Source organism: Rhizobium sp. BK312 (genome assembly GCF_014193605.1).
Lineage (GTDB): Bacteria > Pseudomonadota > Alphaproteobacteria > Rhizobiales > Rhizobiaceae > Rhizobium.
The window spans coordinates 35,983-59,145 of the sequence record NZ_JACHZP010000004.1; the positions used below are offsets into that span (position 1 = coordinate 35,983).

Sequence of the window (23,163 nt, forward strand, 5' to 3'; positions counted from 1 at the left end):
AACGCCTGAAATCCTCTGTTTCATGGAGGCCGCCCTCAAAATAGGGTTATTGATGTCGATGATCATCGCGGCGCTCTTGCATTTGGAAACCAATATGCAAACAATCCATGTAATCATTCCACTGGGAAAGATTACCGGCGATAAAGCTGGTGAGGTCCTTTTGATCAGCTGGTGAGGCCCCCAGTGTCCTGCGATGGAAATGGAATACTCGATCCTCAGGCAATCGCCTCGCGCGAGTTCATGCATTTGCGTGAATTGTTTGATCGATCGTTCAAGGCCGCTCGTATCGGGGTATGGGAATGCAGTCTTCCCGACCAGACGCTCAGCTGGACGGATATGGTCTACGAGCTCTTTGATCTTGCGCCGCAAACGCCGCTGACGAGGGATGAGATCCTTAAACTCTATACTCCCGAGGTTCGAAAGCGTCTCGATGAGGTGCGCGAGAAGGCAATTCGCACGGGCGAGGGCTTCAGCCTGGATGCTGAGATCATTACCGCAAGAGGCAATCGGCGATGGATCAGAATAACCGCCTGCGTCGAATTCGCGAACGGAGCTGCGACCAGAATTTTCGGGATGAAGCAGGATGTTACCGCCGAGAAGACGATGGTCGAGCAGCTTCGTCAATTGGCCGAGTACGACATGCTCACCGGGTTGACGTCCCGCACCAGATTCGAAGCGTTTTTCAATGAAATATGCGCAGCCGAGGGCCGAACCGGCAGAGCGCTCCTTCTCGTGGATCTCGACGGCTTCAAATCCGTGAACGATACTCTCGGACATCAGGCTGGGGATGATTGTCTCAAAGTGGCAGGGCGCAGGCTTGCACGCGCGGTCCCCAAGGCCAATATGGTGGCGCGCATTGGCGGCGACGAGTTCGCCGTCATTCACGAATGCCTTTCGACCGAGGATCTCGCAAAAATCGCCGATCGCGTTGTCAGAGAGTTGAACTGGACCGTCTCCACGCCGACGAAGACCATTCGCATCGCGACCTCCGTCGGCGCGGCGATAATCGTGCCCGGTCATTCTTCCAAGGACATATTCGCCAAAGCGGATCGTGGTTTGTATGAAGTGAAATCGTCGGGAAAGAACGGCTTCCGGATCGCTCCATCTTCATGGTCCCGATGCGAGGCTGCTCTATAGAGTAAGCCCGCCACTCGGTCGCCAATCACGACATCGTGCCGCCGCACCGTTTTCCTGGAAATGAACCTCACGCATTTGTGACAGCTTTCATGATTCCCGGGATATCTTTGCGACAAATCAGGACTAAAGTGTCGGCAGTTGCCCAATCTCTTGAAGGCGGCCCGACTTTTGGAAGAGCATCCCATGCAGCAACGTAAAAGCGTATCGGTCGAAGAGCTTCCCGAGAACACTGCACTTGCAATATATGAGTTGATCGGCGGCACGTTCCGCAACTATTCCGAGGTCCTTTACATTCGCGTACCGGATGTGACCGATGACGGCAAGTCCATGGGCGGTATTGAAATTACCATTCGCAAGACGGCTTCTGCTCCATCGCTGCGTGCGGCATCACACAGGTAATAAACATCTCTCCTCAATTGAATTCCGAGCGTGCGCGCGCGATGCGCTCTCCACTTTTGTCAAATAGATGAACTGCCTCATCGGCAGGTGCGATGTGCAGCACATCGCCCGGTGCGGCTCTGATCCGTTCGCGAAAAACGCAGGTGACCGTTTGCGTACCAAGGCGGACGATGACCATAGTCTCGGATCCCGTCGGTTCGACGACGACGGTTTCCACCGCAATGCCATTCTGGACGAGCCTGATATCTTCGGGGCGAATGCCATAGGTAACGGCCGCCGCCGGATGCTGACCGCTCGGCAGCACGATCCCGTCGGTGGTACGGAAACCGGCGTTCGTCATGCTGCCCTTAATGAAATTCATCGCGGGAGAGCCGATGAAGCCCGCAACGAAGAGATTGGCCGGCTGGTCATAGAGCTCAAGCGGCGATCCGGATTGCTCGATCAGGCCGTCCTTCATGACGACGATCTTGTCCGCCATCGTCATCGCTTCGATCTGGTCATGCGTGACATAGATTGTCGTGGTCTGCAGCCGCTGGTGCATTTCCTTGATCTCGGAGCGCATCTGGACGCGAAGCTTCGCATCGAGGTTCGACAGGGGTTCGTCGAAGAGGAAGACAGCGGGATCGCGTACGATCGCGCGACCCATGGCGACACGTTGCCTCTGGCCGCCGGATAGCTGCTTCGGATAGCGCTCAAGAAGGTTTTCGAGCCCGAGGATCTTTGCGGCATTGCCAACCCGCTGATCGATTTCCGCCTTCGGCATCCGCTTCAGCCGCAGGGAGAAGCCCATGTTCTTGGCGACCGTCATATGCGGATAGAGCGCATAGTTCTGGAACACCATCGCGATGTCTCGATCCTTCGGCGCGAGATCGTTGACGATATGCTTGCCGATCTGGATATCGCCTGAGGTGATCCCCTCCAGGCCGGCGATCATTCTGAGCAGCGTGGATTTGCCGCAACCAGAGGGGCCGACGAGCACGACGAACTCGCCGTCGCGGATATCAACCGACACGCCTTTGATGGCTTTGAATGCGCCATAGTCCTTACGCGCGTTGTTCACTCTGACATGTGCCATTTTCCCTCCTCCCGGATAGCTTCAAAGCCCGTTCAAGACCTTTCGGAGATAGGCAAGGCCGAGGCGCTCGCCTTCCTTTCGTTGGGCGAGGTCCTTACCCGGCCAACCGAAAGCTGCATCCTCGTGTTCGATCGAAAGCGTCCCGTCGAAGCCGTTGGCGCGCGCCTGACGCAGGAAACGCGGCCAATCGAGAAGGCCATGGCCCGGCAGCTTGTACTGCCACCACCCCTTGCCGTGATAGCCGACGGCTTGCTGTACGGCAGTATCGATTGCCGTGTCCTTGGCATGAAGGATGGCGATGCGATCCTTGACCGCATCCATGGCGACATAGGGATCGACGCCGATGCGGATGAGATGGGAAGGGTCGAATTCAAGGCCGAAGCGCTTGTCGGGAATTCGTTTGAAGAGCTCCTGCCAGCCTTTCGGCGTGGTGCCGATGAAATTGTCCTTCGGGCCGGGCCAGTTCTCGATCGCGAAGATCAACCCGCTCGATGTCGTCCGGGCGATCAGTCGGTTGGCGAAGTCGGCGAAATCGTCATAATTGGCGTCCTCGTCGGCGCTGTCGTTTCGGCCGGGAAAGATTACGAAGATCGGCACGTCCGCTTCGCCGATCGCGTCGGCGAATTCCTCGGTGATGGCTCGAAGCTCGCCGCGTTTGGCGCGATCGGTATCGAGCTGATTGCCGAAAAAGGCGATCGAGGAGACGAAGAGGTTGCGGTCGCGGGCAAGGGCGACCGCCGCCCGCACCTTGTCCGGTGTCTTGATATGGCCGCGGACATCGATTTCGATCGCGTCGAAGCCGGCGGAAGCGGCGAAGTCCACCACCTCTTCGAATGGCCTGTCGTTGAACGTCGACGTATAAAAACCGATCCTCATTAAAATCCTCCCTGTGGCCGCAGCCGCCAATTCAATTGTTCAGGTGTTCAGGCGGTCCATGAATTTGAGCGGTGAACGCGTGCGCTGGACCTCATCGGCCGAGGCGAGCATGAGGGCTGCCGCCATCGGCATTGCCGCGGCGCCGATCGCGCAGGCGTCCTCGCCGAGCGAGGCACGATGGATCGATGGCAGCGCCGTATCCTCCATATCAAGGTGGTCGTGGACATAGCGCAGCAGCTCATCGATCATGCGGATAGGCAGGCGGCCGCCAAGGATGATGGCGTCGGGATCGACGATCATGCCGATGTGCTTGACCGCGACGGCGAGATGCGCGCTCATCGTCTTCAGCCATTGCGAGACCAGCTTCCTTCCACGGGCATCCAGCGTGAGGAGGTCCGAGGGCACGTTTGCCTCGATGCCATGCTCGCCCAGGAACTTGTAGAGGAAGAAGAGCGAGAATATTTCGCCGAGAAGCTCGACTTTCTGGCCTCCCCTGTGGCGGGGATCGACGATTGGCAGCCAGCCGATCTCGCCGCTCAGGCCCATGGCGCCGCGATGGCCGGCGCCGTCGAGCACAAGGCCGCCACCGGGGCAGGCATTGAGCGAAATGTAGAAGAAGCTGCGGCTTTCGGCGCCAAGCCCGTAGTCAAGCTCGGCAAGCGCTGCCGCATTGGTTTCGTTCTCGATGAAGACGGGATGCTGTGTCAGGTTTTCCAATGCGGTCCGGACATCGAAATCCATCCACTCTCCGTAATCGTCGGGCTTGCCCAGGAAGGCGATCTCGCCGAGCCAGTCCGGCATCGCAAGCCCGATACCGGCCAGATGCGCGTCGTCGATCAGACGGCTTCGCTGGAAATGCGAGATCGCATCGGCGGTCAGCTGCATGAATTCGCCCGGCAGAATGTAGCGCTTCTCATGGTGGACGCGGGCGCGCACGTTGCCGACGGCATCGACGGCGAGGATCGTCAGATGGTCACGATCGATGTTGATGCCGATCGCAAAGAAGGCGTCGGGGTTGATCTCAAGTTCGATCGCCGGCTGCCCCCTCAGGCCATGGCGCCGGCGGGCTTCGATGATCAGGCCTTCATCGAGCAGGCGATCGACGATGCGGGCGATCGCCGGCTTGGTGAAGCCGGTCTGCCGGGCGATTTCCGCACGCGAAATCGGTGCTTGCCTGTGGATGCAACGCAGAACGACGGCTCGATTATGCTCGCCCGCATCCTCGACATTGGCTCCCGTCAGGTCGGGAGACGGTTTGACACCGGTCGTTTGGTTCATCATCGGGATCCTTTATCAGTCTGGGGCGCGCAAACCGGCCTCATCCCTTTACCGAGCCACTGGTCATGGAGCCAAGGATCAGCCGCTGCAGCGACAGGAACGCGACGATCGCCGGTACGACGGAGATGAGGCAGGCGGCCGCCAGCAGCTGGATGGATGAGTCGGTTTGCATGCCACGGAAGTTAAAGATCCCGACGCCGATCGGCATCAAATTGTTTTGCGTGAGCAGCAGAAAAGGTACGAGGAATTGCGACCAGCCGGCAATGACCGTGATGATGAAGACGGAGGCGATGCCCGGTGCCGACAGTGGCAGGACGATCCGCCAGAAAACGGAGAAGCGGTTGCATCCGTCGATCATCGCCGCTTCATCAAGGCTGCGTGGAATTCCGTCGATGGTGCTCTTCAGGAGCCATGTCGCAAGCGGCACGCCAAGCGCGATATAGACCATCGTCACGGCGAAATGCGTATCGAGCAGGCCGAGACGGTTCATATAGCGGTAGAGCGGCACCATGATGACCAGCGGCGAGATCATTTGAAAGAGCAGAAGCCCCATCATCGAAAGGCCCTTGCCCCGGAACTGAAAGCGCGAGAAGGCGTAGGCCGCGGGCATGGCGACGATCAAAACGCCGAAGCCGCTCAGAGCCGCAAGCTTCAGGCCGTTCCACAGATAGAGCGGGAAGTAGCTGTTGTTGAGCACGGTGATGAAATTGTCGATGGTGGGATTGTGCGGGATATAGCGCGCCACGCCGCGATAAATCTCCCGCTTGTCGCGTAGCGCCATCGATAGAAGGTAGGTGAGCGGGCCGGCGAAGAAGACGAACATCGCCAGCATGAAGAGATAGCTCAGAAAATCGCCGAAGCGCGTGCCGGTGCGCCTGCTCATCGTTCATCCTCCTTCGGTAGGAATGACGCATAAACAACGGCCAGTCCGAGGCTGATAATCAGCATCAGCACGGAAAGCACGCTGCCGCCGGACAGATCGTAGTTGCGGAAGACGATGTTGAAGACATAGAGCGATATGACCTCGGTGGCGCGGCCAGGCCCGCCGCCCGTCAGCGTGATGATCGCGTCGAAGGTGTTGAGCGTCATGATCGTAATCAGGATCATGTTGACGAGGATGGCCGTGCGCAGCTGCGGTATGGTGATGAAGAAGAACTGCTGCGAGCCCGTCGCGCCATCCACTTCCGCCGCTTCGTAGAGTGACGGATCGATTGCCTTCAACGCCGCATACATGACAACCATCGAGAAGGCCGTTCCGCGCCAGATGTTCGAGATCAGGGCCGACCAAGGCGCGATGGCGGGATCGGAAAGCCAGGCGACCGTCGGCAGGTGCATGAGCCGCAGGATGCTGTTCAGCGCGCCATAGGGCGCCTCTGAAAACAGCATCTGCCAGATGATGCCGCCGGCAATGCCCGGCACGACCCAGGCGATCAGCGCCGTGGTTCTGAGGATTGTCGTGCCGAACAGGCCGCGCTTTTCTCCGCGAACGACGACGACGGCGACGGCAAGGCCGAGGATCTGCTGGCCGATGACGCTGCCGCCGACGAAGACGAGGGTAGCCCAGAGGATGTCGGGAAGCTGCGGCGAACTCAGCATGTTCGCAATGGAAGCGAGTGTATAATCCTGATTGTCACCGATCAGCGTCGCATTGGTGAAAGACAGACGGAACACGTCGATCATCGGATAGAGATAGAAGATGCCGATGACGATGATCACGGGCATGATCCAGGGTAGAGGCGCACCTGCAAAGCGGCGCATGAACGATCTGCTGTGGGGTCGGCTGGCAGCCTCGATGGCGATTGGGGTCATTGGGCTTCTCTGTCCGGGTTTGATACTGCCGGCGGCGCCCCTAAGGGCGCTGCCGTGATCGCAATCGTTAGAGACGCTTGTAAGCCTCCATAGTCGCCTTGAAAGCCGCGTTAAGGGCCTCTTCCGGCTGTTTGGTACCCGACAGGACGTCGCCCATCATGATCTGGATCTGATTTGAGATTTCCGGATAGATCGGGGCGCCGGGGCGGGCCTGGCCGTTGGCGAGAGCTTCGGCAAAGGTCTTGTTGGCTTCAGTCGCGAAGACTTCATATTTGTCGAAGAGCGATTTGCGGGTCGGCAATTGCTGCTGAAGCGCATTGCCCGGCCCCATGTAGATGTCGCGGGCAAGGTTGGCGCACATCTCGACCTTGTCCTTATCCTTGCTGAACGAGGCAATCGTCCAGCCGCCGGTACCGGTCGAGCGCTGATCGGCAGTCGGGCCTGGGATGGGCGAGAAAGTCCAGTTGGCGAACTCGTCTGCATCCAGTGTTGCCTTCAATTGGGCAAGCTGCCAGTTGCCGCCGATGAAGAGCGCCGTCGTTCCGGCAGCCGCGGCCGCGTTCAGATCATCATAGTTGCCGATCGTGGTCACACGCTTGGGTGCGGCGCCGGAATCGACGAGATCCTTGTAATAGGTCAGCGCCTTGAGGAATTTCTCCTTGTTTTCGCCCTCGCCGAAAACAGGTTTGCCGCTATCGTCGACGAGCTTGCCGCCGAGCGCCCAGTAATTGGCGAGCCAGTCGAAGGTCGAACCCTCATAGCGGCCGGCGTTGAAAAGAATGCCCTCCATGCCTTCCTTGACGGAGGCGATGCCGGCCTTCTTCAGGTCGTCCCAGGTCTGTGGTGCATCGGGGACGATGGACTTGTTGCGGTAGAGAACGCGAAGATCGGTATCCCACCACCAGGCGCGGATGGTCTGATCCTTGTCGGTAATGCCGTTGCGGATGAAGGGAAAGAGATCGGCAACCTCATCCTTCGAGAAATAGGGGGTGAAGTCGGCGAGCACATGATTGACCATGAACTGTGAGAGGACGAAGGAGTCGACAGCGGCGCAGTCGGGAGCGTTGCCGGCCTTCGCCTGTTCGAGCATTTTTGCCTGTTCGGTACCGATATCCGCCGACATGAACTGCATCTGCAGCTTCCAGTCGGGATGCTTCTTGATGAAATCGACGAAGAGCTTTTGGTAGCCCTGGGCAATCGCCGGATCGGCGTTGTTGGGGCTGTCGTTCGTGAGCCGGATAGTGAGGGTTTTCGGCGCATCGGCAAGGCCGATCCTGTCCTTCGTCGCCAGTTCCTGGGCTAATGCGGCAGGCAATGAAAACAACATCGTGCTCAGCGCCAAGGCGCTGACGAACGCTCTCTTCATGATGGGTCTCCTCCCCATTTTGAACGGATACAGCCTGGCGGTCAGTTGACCTCTCCTCATTTCCATGCTGCATTAATTAGATTAAGTTACTTTGGTTTGATGTCAAGTCGCGGCTCGGGAGGATTGAGATGTTGGCGACATTCAGCAGTAGCTAGCGGCCTCAACCCGCATTTCCGATCCCATAACAGTCGAGCCATCGCGGCCATCCGCGATGGACGGCGAAGTTTTACTCTGGCTATCGAAACGGCCAAATTATCCATGGAGGATCAGATGCGCCTGCTCATTCTCGGCACCGGCGGAATGGCCAACAAGCACGCGGCAAGTTTCAAGGAGATCGAAGGCGTCAGCGTCGTGGGCGGCGTCGATGTCGTGCCCGAGCGGCTGGCCGCCTTTTGCTCGGAACACGGTATTCCCAATCGTTTTGCCTCGCTGGAAGAGGCCTTGGCCTGGGGCGAGTTCGATGCCGTGGCCAATGTGACGCCTGACGCTGTTCACCACCCGACGACGCTGCAGGCGATTGCGGCCGGCAAGCATGTCTTCTGCGAAAAGCCGCTTGCGACCGACGCAACCAAGGCGATGGAAATGACCGAGGCTATCGAGAAGGCCGGCAAGGTCGGCATGGTGAATTTCACCTATCGCAATTCACCTGCCCTGCAGAAGGGGCGGCAGATGGTGCTCGCCGGCGAAATCGGCAAGGTGAGGCATATCGAAGCTTCGCATTTGCAAAGCTGGCTGGTGGGGAAGCATTGGGGCGACTGGAAATCCGAGAGCAAATGGCTGTGGCGTCTCAGCAAGAAGCATGGCTCGAACGGTGCGCTCGGCGATATCGGTATCCATATCGTGGACTTCGCTTCCTATGGTTCCGGTCTCGATATCGCTCATGTTTTCGCGCGGCTGAAGACTTTCGACAAGGCGCCTGGCCACAAGATCGGCGAATACGATCTCGATGCGAATGACAGCTTCACCATGAATGTCGATTTCACGACGGGAGCGATCGGCACGATCCAGGCGACGCGCACCGCTGCCGGGCAGATGGACCAACTGCGCCTCCGGATTTACGGCGAGACGGGCTCGATCGAGATCATCTATGACACAGGAAAGTCGACGCTTCGCGCCTGCCTCGCCGAAGACGTTCATACGGCAACATGGCGCGATATCCCGTTCGACGAAGTGGAAACCAATTATCAGCGGTTTGTCCAGGCGGTCAGAATGGGCAGGACACAGGAGCCTTCGTTCCGCCGCGCGGCCAACATTCAGAAGGTTCTCGACAAAGCGCTCGCCTCGGATATCAGTCATAAGGACGTGGCGCTTGCCTGAATCCGCCGTGAGGTTCAGCCGGAGACTGGCGGCAGCAGGGTATTCAGAAAAGGCAGGAGTGCCGCTCCCAGTGCCACGCCGCCGCCGCTGAAGCTTGCCGGCTTCATCGGTGAGATCCAAGGCGTGAGGAAGGGGCGCTTCGACGTATCACGGCGCTCGACGGACAGCTGATGGATCAGCGCGTCGAAGACGCCTCGCGGCAGGTCGCCGCCGATCATGATGACGCTCGGCGCTATGAAGCCGGCCATCGCGATGATCGGATCAAGCAGGTGGCTTGCCGCCTCGCGGATCCATTCCGCGAGCAATGGTGATGGCGGCTCTTGTCCGTCTATCAGGCGGCTGAATTCGTCGCCGCTGAGAAATTTGCGCAGTGCGCCAAATCCGACGACCGTGTTCAAGGGAACATTGTCGGGACCAGTTCGCATATCGCCGATATTGCCCGCACGGCCGTGAACGCCCGAATAGGGAACACCGCGAACGAGGAAGCCGGCCTGCACATCCTCGTCGATGATGATCATCGCGAGACCACCTTTCAGGGGCGGCGTGCCGATCGTGCGCTCGGCGAGCAGGCTTGCCGTGCATTCGCTCTCGACATAGCTGCGCGGCAGTTTCGATGTGGCATCCAGTTGCTCGCGCTCTTCCGCGCTCCAGTCGTTCGAGCCGATACCCAGACCGATGATCGGCAGGTCGGCGTGACGGCCAATCATGCCCTCGATCGCCGATTGGATCGATGTGACCCTGCTTCTCTGCGTAAGAGGAAAATAAACGCGGTCGTGAACCTGGCCGCTGAGATCGACAAGCACGGCCTCGCCGCGATTTTGACGAGCACGGATGCCGATCGAGAAGGCCCCTTCGGGCCGCAGGGCAAATTCCGTTGATGTCGCGCCGCCACCGGCACCTTTGCGCCTATGCGATGTCACCAGCCCTTCATCGCCAAGCCGGCGCAGAATGTTGGTGATTCCCGGTCCGGTCAGTCCCGAATGTTTTCCAAGCTCCATGCGGGTCAAAGGGCCGTGGCGGCGGATCGCCTCCAGAATGACGCGAATATTTCTATCGGCGATTTCTCCAGACCGCAGACCGAGTGTCTTACCCCGCGTAACGTCCGCATCCTGCGGCTGATAGCGCCGTGGCCCGGATCGAAGATATCGCATGTTCGATTTCCTTGCGTATCCTGATGCTTGTGTATCACGGACAAAACTCTCGCAACTTATTTCTGTGCGCCTTGACGCCAAAACAAAGTTACTTAATCTAAATTCCGGCTGTGCGATCTGCTGGGAGGAGATGGGCGCGAGGCCCGCGACCTGTTCGCGTTCACGTGTTCTCTCCTCTGCCGTCAGTTGCCGATTTTCCGATAGGATCCGCCATGTCTCTTACTATTGCTCAACGCCTTGATCGCCTGAAAGTCCGCACCGCAGAGCTAGCGCATTGGCGTGACAGACAAAGCCTCGAGATCGATGGTTGGACCTTCGATGGAGAGCCGATAGCGCATCATCAGGATTGGCCGCATCGCAATGGGACGGTTCGCTTCGCTGCCAAGGCAACGGCGCCGCAGGACTGGCCGCTCGAGCAGATCCGCCTACAGCTCGACCTTGGCGGCGAGAGCCTGCTGACGCTGCGTTATCCTGATGGCGACGCGGAAACTTTCGGCCTCGACCCCTATCACCAGGAATTTCCGATCAAGGGGCGCGACTTCCAGATCGCCACCGAGAGCGTTGCGCGTTTTCCGTTCGGGGAGCCGAATAGGGCGCCGAAACTCAACAAGGCGCGATTGATCTGGTTGGATGAACCGGTCCACCGGCTGCATCTCCTGTTGCAACAGATCGGCGAGGCTGCCGATATTCTCGACGGCCACGAAGTCGTGCCGCATCTGATCGATGCCGCCGAACGGGCGCTGCGCAGCCTCGATTGGCCCTCCGACACATCAGCCTATATCTCGCGCACCTCGGGCGCGGCGATGCAGCAGAAGATCTGGGAACTGCCGGAACTTCAGGACAATCCGGCCGGTCTCAGCGAAGCGCAGAGTGCTTCGGCAGCTGCTGCCTATGATGAATTGCTTGCGCAACTGAAGGAGCTTCAAAAGCGCTTCCCACAGAATGGCGAACTGCTGCTGACCGGTCATGCCCATATCGACCTGGCATGGCTTTGGCCCTATGACGAAACGCGCCGCAAGATGCGCCGCACCTTCAACACCGCGCTTTCGCTGATGGAACACTCCGACGACTTCCGCTTCAATCAATCGACCGCGCAATACTATGCGCAGATGGAAGAGGATGATCCGGAATTGCTCCAGCGGATCAAGAAGAAGGTTACCGAAGGAAAATGGGAAACCGTCGGCGGCATGTGGGTCGAGCCTGATACCAACATGCCCACAGGCGAGAGCCTCGTACGCCAGGTGCTTTATGGCCAGCGTTATTTCGAAAAGCATTTTGGCCTGCGTCACAGCGTCTGCTGGCTGCCTGATTGTTTCGGCTTTTCCGGTGCCCTGCCGCAGATCCTGCGGCTTGGAGGCATCGACAGCTTCTTCACGATCAAGGTGAACTGGAGCGAAAGTAATCACATTCCGTCCGACCTCTTCTGGTGGAAGGGGCTCGATGGCAGCAAGGTGTTGACCCATACGTTCGATAACCCCATGCAAGGTTACAACGGCTTCGTGCAGCCGGATTGCTTCGTGCCGACCTGGAAGAATTTCCGCGGCAAGACACAGCATGACACCTCGCTGATGGCCGTCGGCTATGGCGATGGCGGCGGCGGCGTCACGCCGGAAATGGTCGAGCGCGAGGTACAGCTCCGCGACTTCCCGGCGATCCCGAAGGCACGCTGGGGCACCGTGAAGGGCTATTACGAAAAGGCGCACCGCACCGCTAAGGAAAAGGAGCTTCCGGTCTGGGACGGGGAAATCTACCTCGAGCTGCATCGCGCGACGCTGACATCGCAAAGCGGGGTCAAGCGCAAGCATCGCCAGGCCGAACGCGCCCTGATCACGGCGGAGACGCTGGCCTCGCTTGCCCATATGCTGGGCGCTGCCAAACCTCTGAGCCTGGAGGCTGATTGGCGCGTCGTTCTGAAGAACGAGTTTCACGATATCCTGCCTGGATCGAGCATTCGCGAGGTCTATGCCGATGCCGAGCGCGAGCTTGACGGCGTGATCGACAATGCCAAGGCGGAGCAGGTCAGGTCTCTGACAACGCTGTCGGCCCATCTTCCGGTTGGCGAGGTCACGGATGCGCTTGTTGTGGTCAACCCATCCCTTTCGCCGCGCCCGCTGACCGCAACCCTATCGGACGGAACGGTCCTTGCATCTACCGATCCCATCGCGCCTCTTTCCGTCGCGGTCTTCGATCGCAACGCACTGAAGCCCGCAGCTGGGCTCAAGGCAGATACCCATCATCTCGAAAACCAGCATCTGTCCGTTACCATCGGCGAGGATGGCGCCGTATCGAGCCTTATTCACAAGGCGACGGGACGGGAAGCGATTGAGGGGGTAGCCAATCAGCTCTGGGTCTATCCAGTCGACAAGCCGCGCAACTGGGATGCCTGGGATGTCGACGCCGACTATGCCGAGAAAGGCATCCGGCTCGATCGGCCGGAGAGCATCACTCTGGTCGAGGAGGGACCGCATCGCGCCGCGATCCGTGTCATCAATCGATACCGCAGCTCGACCGTGACCCAGCTTTATGTTCTGACGGCCAATGCCCGCAGGCTGGATATCGAGACGACGATCGATTGGCACGACCGGCGCACCCTGCTTCGGACGCTGAACCCGGTTGCCGTGCGGTCGCGCACCGCGACTTTCGAATGCGCCTTCGGTGTCGTCGAGCGGCAGACGCATACCAACACCTCCTGGGAACAGGCGATGTTCGAGGCGGCTGCGCATCGCTTCGTCGATCTCAGCGAACCTGGCTTCGGCGTCGCCCTGCTCAACAACGCCAAATACGGCCACAGCGCCCGCGGCAATGTCATCGGCATGAGCCTCGTGCGCTCGCCGATCTATCCCGATCCACTGGCCGACGAAGGCGAGCAGAGCTTTACCTATGCGCTGATGCCGCATGAAGGCGCCTGGTATGACGCTGGCGTTCTAGCTGAGGCGATCGATCTCAACCAGCCGCTGCTCAGCATGGAGGCAAGCGGTCTTGCGGCCGGCACCTTATCGCCGCTTGGTATCGAAGGCATACCTGTCGCCTTCTCCGGCCTGAAGCCGGCCGAGGAAGGGGAGGGACTTATCCTGCGGCTGTACGAACCGGCCGGTCGGCGCGGCCGCTTGTCGCTGACCCTGCCGTCAGGATGGCAGGCTTCGGGGCCGCTGAACATCCTGGAGGAGCCGATCGAACGCACCGGCCCTGCCGACATCATGCCGTTTGAAATCCGGACCTGGAAATTGCAGCGGACCTGACGGCAAAGCTCGATTTTGTCGAGCCATAGCCTTTGCTCCGGAGAGCCGCCTCGTCAGCGGCTCTCCAATATCCGCATCAGCCGGCCGCGATAGCTGTCGAGAATGACGGCGAGCACGATGACGGCGCCGATAACGATCGGTTTGATGTTGTCGTCGGCACCCAGGAGCTGCAGCCCCGTGGACAGCACCTGCAGAATGCAGGCTCCAACAAGCGTTCCGATGATCGAGCCCTTGCCGCCGGAGAGACTGGTGCCGCCAATGATGACGGCCGCAATGGCGTTCAACTCATAGCCGATGCCGGCAACCGGGCTGCCGACATTGAGACGGAGCAGGTAGACCATGGCGGCGATGCCAGCGGTTAACCCGGAAATGGTGAAGACCGCGATCTTGTACTTCTTCGGCTCATGACCTGAGAGGCGGACGGCCTCCTCATTCGTCCCGATTGCGAAGACGAAACGCCCGAACACCGTGTAGCGCAGCACGAACCAGCCGATGAGGACGACGACGATCGCGATCAGGAAGATCGACGGGAGGACGCCCCAGAAAATCAGATTGCCGAAGTCGACGAAGGGCTGCGGCAGGCCGGTAATGGTGGAGTTGTCACTGACGACGCGGGCGAGGCCGCTTGCGACGTTAAGCATGCCAAGGGTGACGATGAAGGATGGAAGTTTCCACTTCTCGCAGATCCATCCGTTGATGGCACCCAGAATCGCGCCGGCCCCCATCGAGGCGAGCGATGCAAGAGCGATCGCCTGCCAGGGAGAAAATCTCGGGTCGATCATGATCGTTGCGCCGATGACCGTACAAAGCGCCAGCAGCGATCCGACGGAAAGATCGATGCCGCCGGTGAGAATGACGAAGGTCATGCCGGCGGCAAGCACCGTATTGATGGCGATCTGCACGAAGATCTTCAGGAAGTTCTCCGGCGTCGCGAAATAGGGCGCAGTCAGCGAGAAGAAGATCAAAATCAGGACGAGGGCGATGGCGACACCGGCCTCTTTCATCGAGATCCGGATGAGCTTGTCCCAGACGCTGGCTTCTTTTGCCTCGGTCGCCTTTTCAATGTTTCCGGACACGACTGTACTCCTTGTAAGCGAGCGAGAGGATCCTGCTCTCGTCAAATTGGGCTCGAGGGATTTCCCCGGCTATCTTGCCGTCCGAGAAGACGATGATGCGATGGCAAATGCTCATGAGTTCCGGCAGATCCGAAGACACGACGAGGACGCCTTTTCCCTCGGCGGCAAATTTCCCCAGAAGCTCGTAGATTTCCGCCTTGGCACCGACATCGATGCCGCGCGTCGGCTCGTCGAAGATCAGCACCTTGGGGCCGCGAAACAGCCATTTAGCGATGACGACTTTTTGCTGGTTGCCGCCGGAGAATGTCCTGACGGCCTGATGGATGGACGGTGTCTTTATCCGCAATTCACGCACAAGGCGCTGCGAGGACTCGTCTTCGACTTTGCGGATGATCAACCCCTTGCGGGAGACTTTGGCGAGATTGGTGATGGTGGTGTTTTGCGCACAGCTCATGTCGAGCATGAGCCCTTGTATCTTGCGATCCTCGGTCGCCAGGCACAGTCCGGCGGTTACGGCGTGCTTGGGCGAGGCAATCTCGACCGGTTCGCCATCTATGCGGATTTCGCCTGCAGCCTTGGTGTCGGCGCCGAATATGGCCCGGACCGCCTCGGTGCGGCCGCTGCCGACAAGTCCGGCAATGCCGACGATTTCTCCCTTGGCAACGGAAAATGACAATTCCGGGCTGTGGCTCGTCACTTTGAGACCGGAGATGCCAAGCGCCTCGCCGGAGATGGTGCTGTCGCCGCGGAAGGCGTCGTGCTGCGCAAGTTCGCGCCCGACCATGAGTTCGACGATTTTCGGAATTCCGAGTCCTTCGAGCGGCCGCGTAATCACATGCTGCCCGTCGCGCAGGATGGTGACGTCATCGCCCACCTCGAAGATCTCTTCGAGCCTATGCGATATATAGAGCGTGGTAACGCCCCGCGCCTTCAGCCGCTTGAGAATCTCAAAAAGCCGATCAACTTCCTTGGAGGTCAGGGTTGCCGTCGGTTCATCGAGAACCAGAAGCTTGCTTTCGTTGGAGAGCGCCTTGGCGATCTCGAGAAGCTGAAGCTGAGCGACGCTCAAGCTGCTGGCAAGCGTCGTCGGCGCCACGTCGAGGCCGACTTCCGCCAGCAGCTCCGCCGCCCTGGCGTTCATTTGCCTGTAGTTTACCAAGCCGTATCGGCGCGGCAGATGCTCAAAAAGTAAGTTTTCGGCGACGGTAAGATTGGAAAGCGGATGCAGCTCCTGGTGAATGACCCGGATGCCCGCCTTGAACGCCTCGAGCGGAGAGGACGGATGATAGGCTTTGCCGTCAAACAGGATGCGGCCATCGTCCGGCTTGAAGACGCCGCCAAGCAGATTGATCAAGGTCGATTTGCCGGCACCGTTTTCACCAAGAAGAATGTGGCCCTTGCCGCGACCGATCTCTATTGAGACATCCTTCAGCGCCACGACGCCCGGGAAGCGCTTGCCTATTCCTTCCAGCTTCAGGATGGCATCATCTACTGTCTCAGGCACGTCCACCTCCTCAGCGTTTCCATTTCGAATTGGAGATAACGATCTTCCTCGCGGCGCCTTCCACTGGGGCCAACGCCTCACGCTAAACGGCCGGTCAGAAGATCGATCGAAAAGCGGATGCGCCGGCGAATGCCGACGCATCCCTGCCCGCAAGGCGGGTTTATCGGCTATTTGAGGTCCTTGGCGGTGACGAGCGTCACGTCGGTCTTCACCCAGCCGGTGAATTTTTCGCCGGCATATTCGCGAAGGCCGTACTTGATGCCCATGGCCGCCATTTCCGCGCCATACTGCTCGACGGTGGCAAGCATCTTGCCGTCCTTGATCAACGGCTTGACCGACGGGATGTTGTCGAAGCCGACAACCTTGATCTTGCCTGCCTGGCCGGATGCATCGAGCGCCTTGACGACACCGAGGGCCATGGAATCGTTTGCAGCCATGACGCCTTGAATATCCTTATATTTCGTCAGGAAATTCGTCATGACGGTATTGGCTTCTTCGGTTTCCCAATGTGCGGTCTTGCTGTCGAGAAGCTCGAGCTTGCCGTTCTTGATGGAATCCATGAAGCCAGCCTTGCGCTCCTTGGCGTTGTCGGCCTCGGGATTGCCTTCCAGGATCACGACCTTTGCGCCGGGTCCAAGATCCTTGGCGAGCGCATCACCGGCAAGCTTGGCGCCGGCAGCGTTGTCAGGGCCGAAGAAGGCGAGATCGATACCGGCTGCCTTCTTGGCGTCGGCGTCAAGCGGCACATCGATATTGATGACTTTCACGCCGGCCTTCACTGCCTTGGCAAGCGGCGTTGCCATGGCCTTGGAATCGGCCGGTGCGACGACGATGATGTCGTATTTCTGCGTCACGAAATTCTCGACGGCGTCGACCTGCGAGGCAAAGTCACGTTCGTCCTTCATGCCGACGGCCTTGAAGTCGAACTTGTCCTTGTTTTCAGCCGCATACTTGTCCGCGCCGGCCTTCATCTGCTTGAAGAACTCGTTGGACAGAGATTTCATGATCAGCCCGACCTTGGGCTTGCCGGCAGCAAAGGCGGGCGACACGCCGCACGACAGCGCAAGCACCAGAGTGCCGGCAAGTCCGAGCTTCAGCGCCGCGCGCCGGGGTGCGTTGATCAAGACGGATTCACGCTTTGTAGAATTGGACATTTCTTTCCTCCCGAACGATCCTGAGCTCAGCTCCAACTGAGTTGTCTGCGACAATGAACCGTTTCCACGTATATTGGGTAGCATGCCGCCAAGAATTGTCAAGGCGCTATAAATTTCGGCTGAAATCTGGCTTAAATTTCAACTTTACCAATGCTGGAAGAGAGGTATGATGAACCGTTTCCATTGTGCGGAGCGTTTATGTGAAAGCAATGGAAGATCAGCTTGACATGAAGCCTTTGACTAAGATTGCAGAGACCATTAGCTGAGAGCCCGGATCAGGGCGCGCCGGAAGGGTGAGATGAAGGGATATTGGTATCCATATGCCAAAGGTCGGAATTCGTGACGTTGCCAAGCTGGCAGGAGTTTCCACCGGGACCGTTTCGCGGGTTTTGAATGATCATCCTTCCGTGACCGGCGAATTGAGAGTGCGGGTCAGAGGCATTATCGAGCAGCTCGGCTATATGCCAGACCCATCTGCCAGAAGCATGCGCGGCAAGGTCAGCCGTCTCATCGGCATCGTCATTCCCGATCTTACCAACCCCTTCTTTTCGGAACTTGTGCAATCCGCAGAGCAGGCGGCGGCAAGGCATGGCTATAACATCATCGTCATGACCTCCTTTGATCAAGCAGCCAAGGAGGCGGATCGGATCGGCCAGCTGACAAGCCGAAAGGTGGATGGCATCATCCTTGTTCCCAGCAATGATTTCCATACGCTCAAGCCGCCGAAGGGGTTGCCGATCGTCATCGTCGATCGCCTCCTTCCGGGATATTCCGGCATTGCCGCCGATCATCGAAGCGGCGTGCGCCTCGGTGTCGAGCATCTTGTGAAGCTGGGCCATCGCCGTATCGGCTTCATTTCCGGTCCAAAAGACTCAGTTCCTGCGAATGATCGTCTCAAGGGCTATATCGATGCGATGGAGCTGATCAGAGAGGGCAAGCAGAATGCGGCGCCACTGATCGCCGAAGCCGCCTTCGACTATGAAAGCGGCCGGTCTGCCGGAAACTATCTTCTAGCGCGCGCTCGCCACGAGCGCCCAACCGCGATATTCGCAAGTTCCGACCAACAGGCGATCGGCTGCATGAGGGCAGCTCATGATTTGGGAATTCCAATCCCGGCTGCCCTTTCCATCGTCGGCTTTGACGGTATTCCGCTTGCAAGCATGACAATCCCACGCCTGACCACCGTCAAGCAGCCAATTCAGGACATAGCGGCGGCAGCGGTCGCTGTTTTATTGAGCAAGCAGGGTGCCCCCGAGCTCGGCAAACCACTCTTGTTGCCCTGCGCGATTTCCGAGGGGGAAACAACCTCTTCACCGCAGCCGGATTGAAAGCGGGCGATGTCGGTGACCTAGCAGGCGCTACACCGCATATCGACTGCATATATTACTCGCCGCATTTATCTGTAGCAATATCTGAACTACTGCCGTTGGAACTGCCATGCCGATATGTAGCTTTATACCGCTCAAATACCGAGCGTGTTAAGCCAGTCGCCGAAGGTGGATGTCTCCGTCATCTGCGGTAGATGATCGACCTTGCATTCGCCTGTATGCCTGCGGACTTCGCTTGGGCTATAGCCGAATTCGTGTGTGAAGGCCCGGCTGAAGTTAGCTGCTGATTCAAAGCCGAGATTACCTGCTATATCTGCGATTTTCTGACCGTTGCTCAGGTCGGCAAGTGCTGCGCGTGCAGCCAGAAGTCTTCGTCTTCTCACATAGTTCAACACACCACCCGATGTCTGGAACAGTCCATAAAGCCGGGTTCGGGAGATTGCCAATTCACGGCTCAATGCTTCAGCGGTTAGATCCGCCGATCCGAGATTGTTCTGAATAAAGCGACGAGCTTTCGTCATAAGGCCGATCTCGGAGCTGCGATCGCCGGTCGTGTGGCCGTTCACCAGCGGTGCGACACTATGAAATATCATTTCCTGCAGTTGGTTGCGTACACTGTGCAGGTCGTCTTTTGTCAAACGGTCGAGGTTTGCTTCAAGAAAAGCAATGTAGTCAGCCAGCAACTTGACGCGCTCACCCCCCAGGACGATGTTGTTGCTTGCTCCAGGCAGTCCGCCGTGATCGGCAAACAGATCGCAAGGCAGGATAAGGGAGACAGATTGCGCGCTTATGGTGCGGCCGTAAAACGGGCAGCCAAGTGCCCGGATTTCCATCATGCCAGGCTCGTTTTCGACCACATGTCCGTTGACGCTGGTCCATGTTCTGCCCGTGCGCAGAAAGGTGATCTGCCAATGATCTATGGCGCTGAAGCGTACTTTTTCTGCAGGGCGCTCATAACGGAAAGCCGGCGTTTGCTGCTGAACGAGAAGTGCCCCTTCCAGATTCCATACGGTTTGGCTCGCAGCAAAGCCATCGGCGGCCTCGGCGCTCTCGGGAAGATAAGCATCGATCAAAGGCGCCATATGCTTCCGCCAAGCCGGGAATTGCTGGTTGGGAGCCTCATTGGACGTGGAAAATGGCAGCGACACCAGTACCGGCAGGTCTGTGGCGTTGCCGCAAAGGGGAGCATCGGAAATGCGGGGCCAGCGGCGCCTTTCGACAAGGGTCGGTTGTTCGGAGCTAGTCTCCGTTTTATCCCACATCATCGTAATAGCCTTTCGACGAAGCATTCCAACTCGATTGGCGGTTCCCGCGTTGTTCTGGCAACGGGCGGATGAAAAGGAGTGATGGACGGTCAAAATAGATCGCGCGTGGATAGTATAGATCTTGCATATCCAAGATCTTCCCCGGTCGTCGCAAAACAGCCCGAATTTCAGTCCATCCGAGCGTCCGCCGGTTGGCGGACTGACTAAAGGGACGTGATTGGATCACGTCTTGAGAAAATGATTCTGCCCTGCGATGCGCCTTGGCCAGCGAACCAAAGAAGTCTGTGGATGTCTGAGTCAAGGCTCTGTGCATCCATCGAATATCGCGCCAAGCTATATTCATCGCAGGCAGCATTGTTGCAGTTCCCCGCCGGAAGGCTGTAGGGAAATTAAGCAGATTTCGTTAATATTTTCAAGATATTTATAGAAATTGCTTAAATATTTTCAGCTGAAATACACGAGTGAAACTTGCAAAGGAGAGTAAACTTATGAGTTTTTGGAAGAGCTCTTATAATCTGACTACTGGCAATCGAAAAATTGCTATTTCCGTGCCTGTAATACTTGCGATTGTATTTTCGGCAGGAATGGCTGCAAACGCTAATGCGGCCGAGAACCTGCATGTAAAAAATAAGACGATTCAGCTGTATATGAAGAAGTATCAAAAGAACGACGTCGTCTTCTACAGTGGAAGATCGCTTGCCAACACCACTTCGATTTCCGCCGAGGACTACTTTAAGGGCTCTCCCTATATCTGTACGCCAAGCGGATTTGGAAAAACGTCGCATTGCTACAATCGCGGTGTGTTCTAAGGCGAGCCAATCGCTGCCGGGCCATGTGCGCGGCAAAGAATAGGGGCTTTCCCGGATGTCGGTTCGACGGAACAAGTGGGGACGCGTGCCGCCCGCTATCCAAGAAAAACCCCTATGTGAGTATTCGACTTCAACCGGGCAGATGCCTGCGAACATAATCGCCCGGTCGCAGTTTCAGAACTTCGTCATCATGTTTGATCGGATTATGACGGAACACATACCATTTTCCGCCTGATGCTCGTTTCTGATAGATGGTCCCAGCTTTCTCGCGATGCAGGAAGCAGGACACATTGGATGCTGCACTTTTCTTGCTGTGCCAGACCGCGCTCATGCAGAGGCTACCGCGATCGGTCGCATACCAGGTGCCCTTTGCATAGGATTTTCGAGCGCCCGCGTGCGACCAGGCCGTAAATCGGCGGTGATGGCGTGAGAAGAAGCCGGCCCCGTCTTTCCATATCCAGGAGCGTCCCGCGTAGAGCTTTTTGAGCTCCCTCGCACTCATCGGCATGGCTTGGTGGGCCGCATGCGCCGTCATTCGATCGATATGACGATGCGTCGCCGCGTTCGCGGTGCCGGCCAGCAGCATCGCGAACATGGTATTCAGGATGATGAAACGGAACCAGGACATATACTTATCCTCCACCTTTCATCGCGGTCAGTTCAGCAGGGGCGGTGTGGCGACCCGCCAGTCCGGCCTGCCCAGGCCGTCCGGCCAGGGGTAGACTTCACGATCGTTGAAATAAACTACCGCCTGCAGGTTGGGGAATTCGGAGTGCGGCTTGTTGGCTTCCTCGGCCCATCCATGAACATAGGCCTCGTTGCCCTGATAGCCCAATTCCGCGATCACGATCGGCTTCTTGAAGCGCTTCACACGGTCATAGCCGGGTTTGGTCGCTTCCACGAAGGTCGAATCCCGCCCGAGCTTGCGTAGATCGAACGGTTGGTAACCGAACACCGACAATCCGACGACGTCGACGAATGAATCACCAGGATAATAGGCTTCGAGCCCATCCTTGCCCATCGGCGACCACATGTACTTTGCCGTGGGAAGGCTCTTGCGGCAGACGGTGACCGCGTGCTTATAGGCTTTCACGTAGTCGTCCGCCTTCCAATAGGCCCAGGTGAACTGTCCGTTCTTCTCGTCCATTTCCTGAGCCCAGCGAATGGTGACGGGCGTATTGAGTTTGGCGGCCGCGGAGCAGATCGCCGTCATGTTGGAATCGTAGTGACCCGCCAGAATTCCACTGAGGAGATCGGCTGGTGTGACCCGCCAGTTGCGGGCCCATGACCAGGGCTCGACCGTGATCAGCAGCGAGCGCCCGCGCTTGCGGGCATATTCGTCTGCCGTGCTCAGCGTCGACAGATCGACATCTTCCCAAGGCAGGAAGAGGTGCTCGATCTTTGGATTGGGGTCATTGGAAAAATCCCCGTTGGGATCATAGGCACCCCCCGGTAGCGATTGGGGAGTGATAATAGGCCTCTTGTCATTGAAGAGCGGCCGGGTCTCGGCCCTTGCATCCAAGCCGTTGCTAGCAGCATATACGCCCCCGCAGAGGGCGGCAGCCGCAAGCAAAGCCGTCGTTAGTTTCGATAGAGTTTTCATCGCATTGCCTCCTTCCTCTATTCGGTCTTGTGGACGGTCAAAGAGGTCTTCAAGGCCTCCAGTCGTTGTGAGACCAGATCATCGGCGATGAGGTTTGTCGCCTCATCGGTTTTCTCGGTAGTGGGATGGCGAAACACAATCCATGCTCCGCCAGTCTCGCGTTTCTGATAGATCGTTCCATCGAAGATGCGATGGACGAAGCAGGTCTTGGCCGGAAACTGGCCGTTTGCGGCATGCCAGGTTGCCTCCAGACACAGCCGGCCGGTGTCTGTTATAGCCCAGCGGCCCTCCGCCCAGGATTGCCCGCCGGTTCCGTCGACCCAGGCTGAGAACCTACGGTCGGTATTCTGCATTCGGCCGGCGCCATCGGGCCAGCGCCAGCTTTTGTCGTGATAGAGCATGTAAAGTTCGGCTGCCGTCATGGGCCTCGCGGCATCCGGCACCTTGGTGGTGGTCGCGGCTACGGTCGCATTGCTCGCCGTCGTAAGCCCAAGAACGATCGCGCATGCCAGCGATGCTGCGGCGAGGATGGAGGCCTGTTTCCTTGATGGTTTCATATTATTTCTCCCGTGTTCGTGATTGGCGAGCCTTGGCGCGTCTGCCCTCAAGGCTCGCTGCAGGTCTCGCCGCCTGGCAATGTCTCGCAGGTTACCCTGCGTGCTTGCCGACTTACCTATGGCGCAGATGCGAGCGCCGGTCCGACGGGCATGGCTTCGTTCCGCCAGCGCGCTGAGATCCTGCTCGGTTTCCATAACAGCCATTTTCATCTGCGTTCCG

20 protein-coding genes are annotated in these 23,163 nt (G+C 58.2%); 6 read left to right on the forward strand and 14 right to left on the reverse strand.

The window, feature by feature from the left end:
• Positions 1-336: 336 nt before the first annotated feature.
• Both FHT85_RS12485 and FHT85_RS12490 read left to right on the forward strand, forming a co-directional pair.
• The gene (locus FHT85_RS12485) at positions 337-1,137 is read left to right on the forward strand and encodes a GGDEF domain-containing protein (protein WP_246779989.1); all 801 of its coding nucleotides are present in this window, start codon (positions 337-339) and stop codon (positions 1,135-1,137) included.
• Between the two features lie 183 nt (positions 1,138-1,320).
• Complete coding sequence (locus FHT85_RS12490; RefSeq protein ID WP_112338051.1) at positions 1,321-1,536, forward strand: hypothetical protein; 216 nt, start codon at positions 1,321-1,323, stop codon at positions 1,534-1,536.
• 13 nt (positions 1,537-1,549) lie between these two features.
• Here the strand turns inward: FHT85_RS12490 and FHT85_RS12495 are convergent, their stop codons facing one another.
• The 6 genes from FHT85_RS12495 to FHT85_RS12520 form a co-directional block, all read right to left on the reverse strand.
• Positions 1,550-2,611 (reverse strand): ABC transporter ATP-binding protein, encoded by a 1,062-nt coding sequence (locus FHT85_RS12495; RefSeq protein ID WP_112411073.1) that lies wholly within the window; start codon positions 2,609-2,611, stop codon positions 1,550-1,552.
• Between the two features lie 21 nt (positions 2,612-2,632).
• Entirely contained in the window at positions 2,633-3,487 is an 855-nt protein-coding gene (locus FHT85_RS12500; protein ID WP_112411072.1) for a sugar phosphate isomerase/epimerase family protein, read from the reverse strand.
• 39 nt (positions 3,488-3,526) lie between these two features.
• Positions 3,527-4,765, reverse strand: coding sequence for an ROK family transcriptional regulator (locus FHT85_RS12505; protein ID WP_112411105.1), 1,239 nt, complete (start codon positions 4,763-4,765; stop codon positions 3,527-3,529).
• A 40-nt stretch (positions 4,766-4,805) separates the two neighbouring features.
• Positions 4,806-5,648, reverse strand: a complete 843-nt coding sequence (locus tag FHT85_RS12510) for a carbohydrate ABC transporter permease (RefSeq protein WP_112338055.1) — start codon at positions 5,646-5,648, stop codon at positions 4,806-4,808.
• Positions 5,645-6,574 (reverse strand): carbohydrate ABC transporter permease, encoded by a 930-nt coding sequence (locus tag FHT85_RS12515; protein ID WP_112411071.1) that lies wholly within the window; start codon positions 6,572-6,574, stop codon positions 5,645-5,647. The genes FHT85_RS12510 and FHT85_RS12515 overlap by 4 nt, the downstream gene beginning before the upstream one ends.
• Positions 6,575-6,641: 67 nt before the next feature.
• Positions 6,642-7,940 carry an extracellular solute-binding protein gene (locus tag FHT85_RS12520; RefSeq protein ID WP_112411070.1) on the reverse strand — a complete coding sequence of 433 codons (1,299 nt, stop codon included), beginning with the start codon at positions 7,938-7,940 and terminating at the stop codon, positions 6,642-6,644.
• A gap of 270 nt (positions 7,941-8,210) precedes the next feature.
• Between FHT85_RS12520 and FHT85_RS12525 the strand changes: the two genes are divergently transcribed.
• Entirely contained in the window at positions 8,211-9,257 is a 1,047-nt protein-coding gene (locus FHT85_RS12525) for a Gfo/Idh/MocA family protein (RefSeq protein WP_112411069.1), read from the forward strand.
• 14 nt (positions 9,258-9,271) lie between these two features.
• Here the strand turns inward: FHT85_RS12525 and FHT85_RS12530 are convergent, their stop codons facing one another.
• Positions 9,272-10,408: an ROK family transcriptional regulator gene (locus FHT85_RS12530; protein WP_112411068.1), complete on the reverse strand. Its 1,137-nt coding sequence runs from the start codon at positions 10,406-10,408 to the stop codon at positions 9,272-9,274.
• Between the two features lie 212 nt (positions 10,409-10,620).
• Between FHT85_RS12530 and FHT85_RS12535 the strand changes: the two genes are divergently transcribed.
• Positions 10,621-13,647 carry an alpha-mannosidase gene (locus FHT85_RS12535; protein ID WP_112411067.1) on the forward strand — a complete coding sequence of 1,009 codons (3,027 nt, stop codon included), beginning with the start codon at positions 10,621-10,623 and terminating at the stop codon, positions 13,645-13,647.
• Between the two features lie 53 nt (positions 13,648-13,700).
• On the opposite strand, the gene FHT85_RS12540 is transcribed toward FHT85_RS12535, so the two are convergent.
• The 3 genes from FHT85_RS12540 to FHT85_RS12550 all read right to left on the reverse strand — a co-directional run bounded on the left by FHT85_RS12540 (position 13,701) and on the right by FHT85_RS12550 (position 17,381).
• Entirely contained in the window at positions 13,701-14,723 is a 1,023-nt protein-coding gene (locus tag FHT85_RS12540; protein ID WP_112411066.1) for an ABC transporter permease, read from the reverse strand.
• On the reverse strand, positions 14,707-16,233 hold the full coding sequence (locus FHT85_RS12545; protein WP_409527329.1) for a sugar ABC transporter ATP-binding protein: 1,527 nt from the start codon (positions 16,231-16,233) through the stop codon (positions 14,707-14,709). The genes FHT85_RS12540 and FHT85_RS12545 overlap by 17 nt, the downstream gene beginning before the upstream one ends.
• A 161-nt stretch (positions 16,234-16,394) precedes the next feature.
• A complete protein-coding gene (locus tag FHT85_RS12550; RefSeq protein WP_112338061.1) occupies positions 16,395-17,381 on the reverse strand; it encodes a sugar ABC transporter substrate-binding protein in 987 nt (328 codons plus the stop codon).
• A gap of 320 nt (positions 17,382-17,701) precedes the next feature.
• On the opposite strand from FHT85_RS12550, the gene FHT85_RS12555 reads away from it, so the two are divergent.
• Positions 17,702-18,709 carry a LacI family DNA-binding transcriptional regulator gene (locus tag FHT85_RS12555; protein WP_112411065.1) on the forward strand — a complete coding sequence of 336 codons (1,008 nt, stop codon included), beginning with the start codon at positions 17,702-17,704 and terminating at the stop codon, positions 18,707-18,709.
• Positions 18,710-18,843: 134 nt separating this feature from the next.
• On the opposite strand, the gene FHT85_RS12560 is transcribed toward FHT85_RS12555, so the two are convergent.
• The gene (locus FHT85_RS12560) at positions 18,844-19,974 is read right to left on the reverse strand and encodes a helix-turn-helix domain-containing protein (RefSeq protein WP_112411064.1); all 1,131 of its coding nucleotides are present in this window, start codon (positions 19,972-19,974) and stop codon (positions 18,844-18,846) included.
• Positions 19,975-20,462: 488 nt separating this feature from the next.
• On the opposite strand from FHT85_RS12560, the gene FHT85_RS12565 reads away from it, so the two are divergent.
• Entirely contained in the window at positions 20,463-20,783 is a 321-nt protein-coding gene (locus FHT85_RS12565) for a hypothetical protein (RefSeq protein ID WP_112411063.1), read from the forward strand.
• Between the two features lie 130 nt (positions 20,784-20,913).
• On the opposite strand, the gene FHT85_RS12570 is transcribed toward FHT85_RS12565, so the two are convergent.
• Genes FHT85_RS12570 through FHT85_RS12580 form a run of 3 tightly spaced genes read right to left on the reverse strand, consistent with a single transcriptional unit; the run spans position 20,914 to position 22,943 of the window.
• Positions 20,914-21,378: a DUF995 domain-containing protein gene (locus tag FHT85_RS12570; RefSeq protein WP_246779965.1), complete on the reverse strand. Its 465-nt coding sequence runs from the start codon at positions 21,376-21,378 to the stop codon at positions 20,914-20,916.
• Positions 21,379-21,438: 60 nt separating this feature from the next.
• Entirely contained in the window at positions 21,439-22,386 is a 948-nt protein-coding gene (locus FHT85_RS12575; RefSeq protein ID WP_112400102.1) for a glycoside hydrolase family 26 protein, read from the reverse strand.
• 17 nt (positions 22,387-22,403) lie between these two features.
• Positions 22,404-22,943, reverse strand: a complete 540-nt coding sequence (locus FHT85_RS12580) for a DUF995 domain-containing protein (protein WP_183774103.1) — start codon at positions 22,941-22,943, stop codon at positions 22,404-22,406.
• Positions 22,944-23,163: the final 220 nt, after the last annotated feature.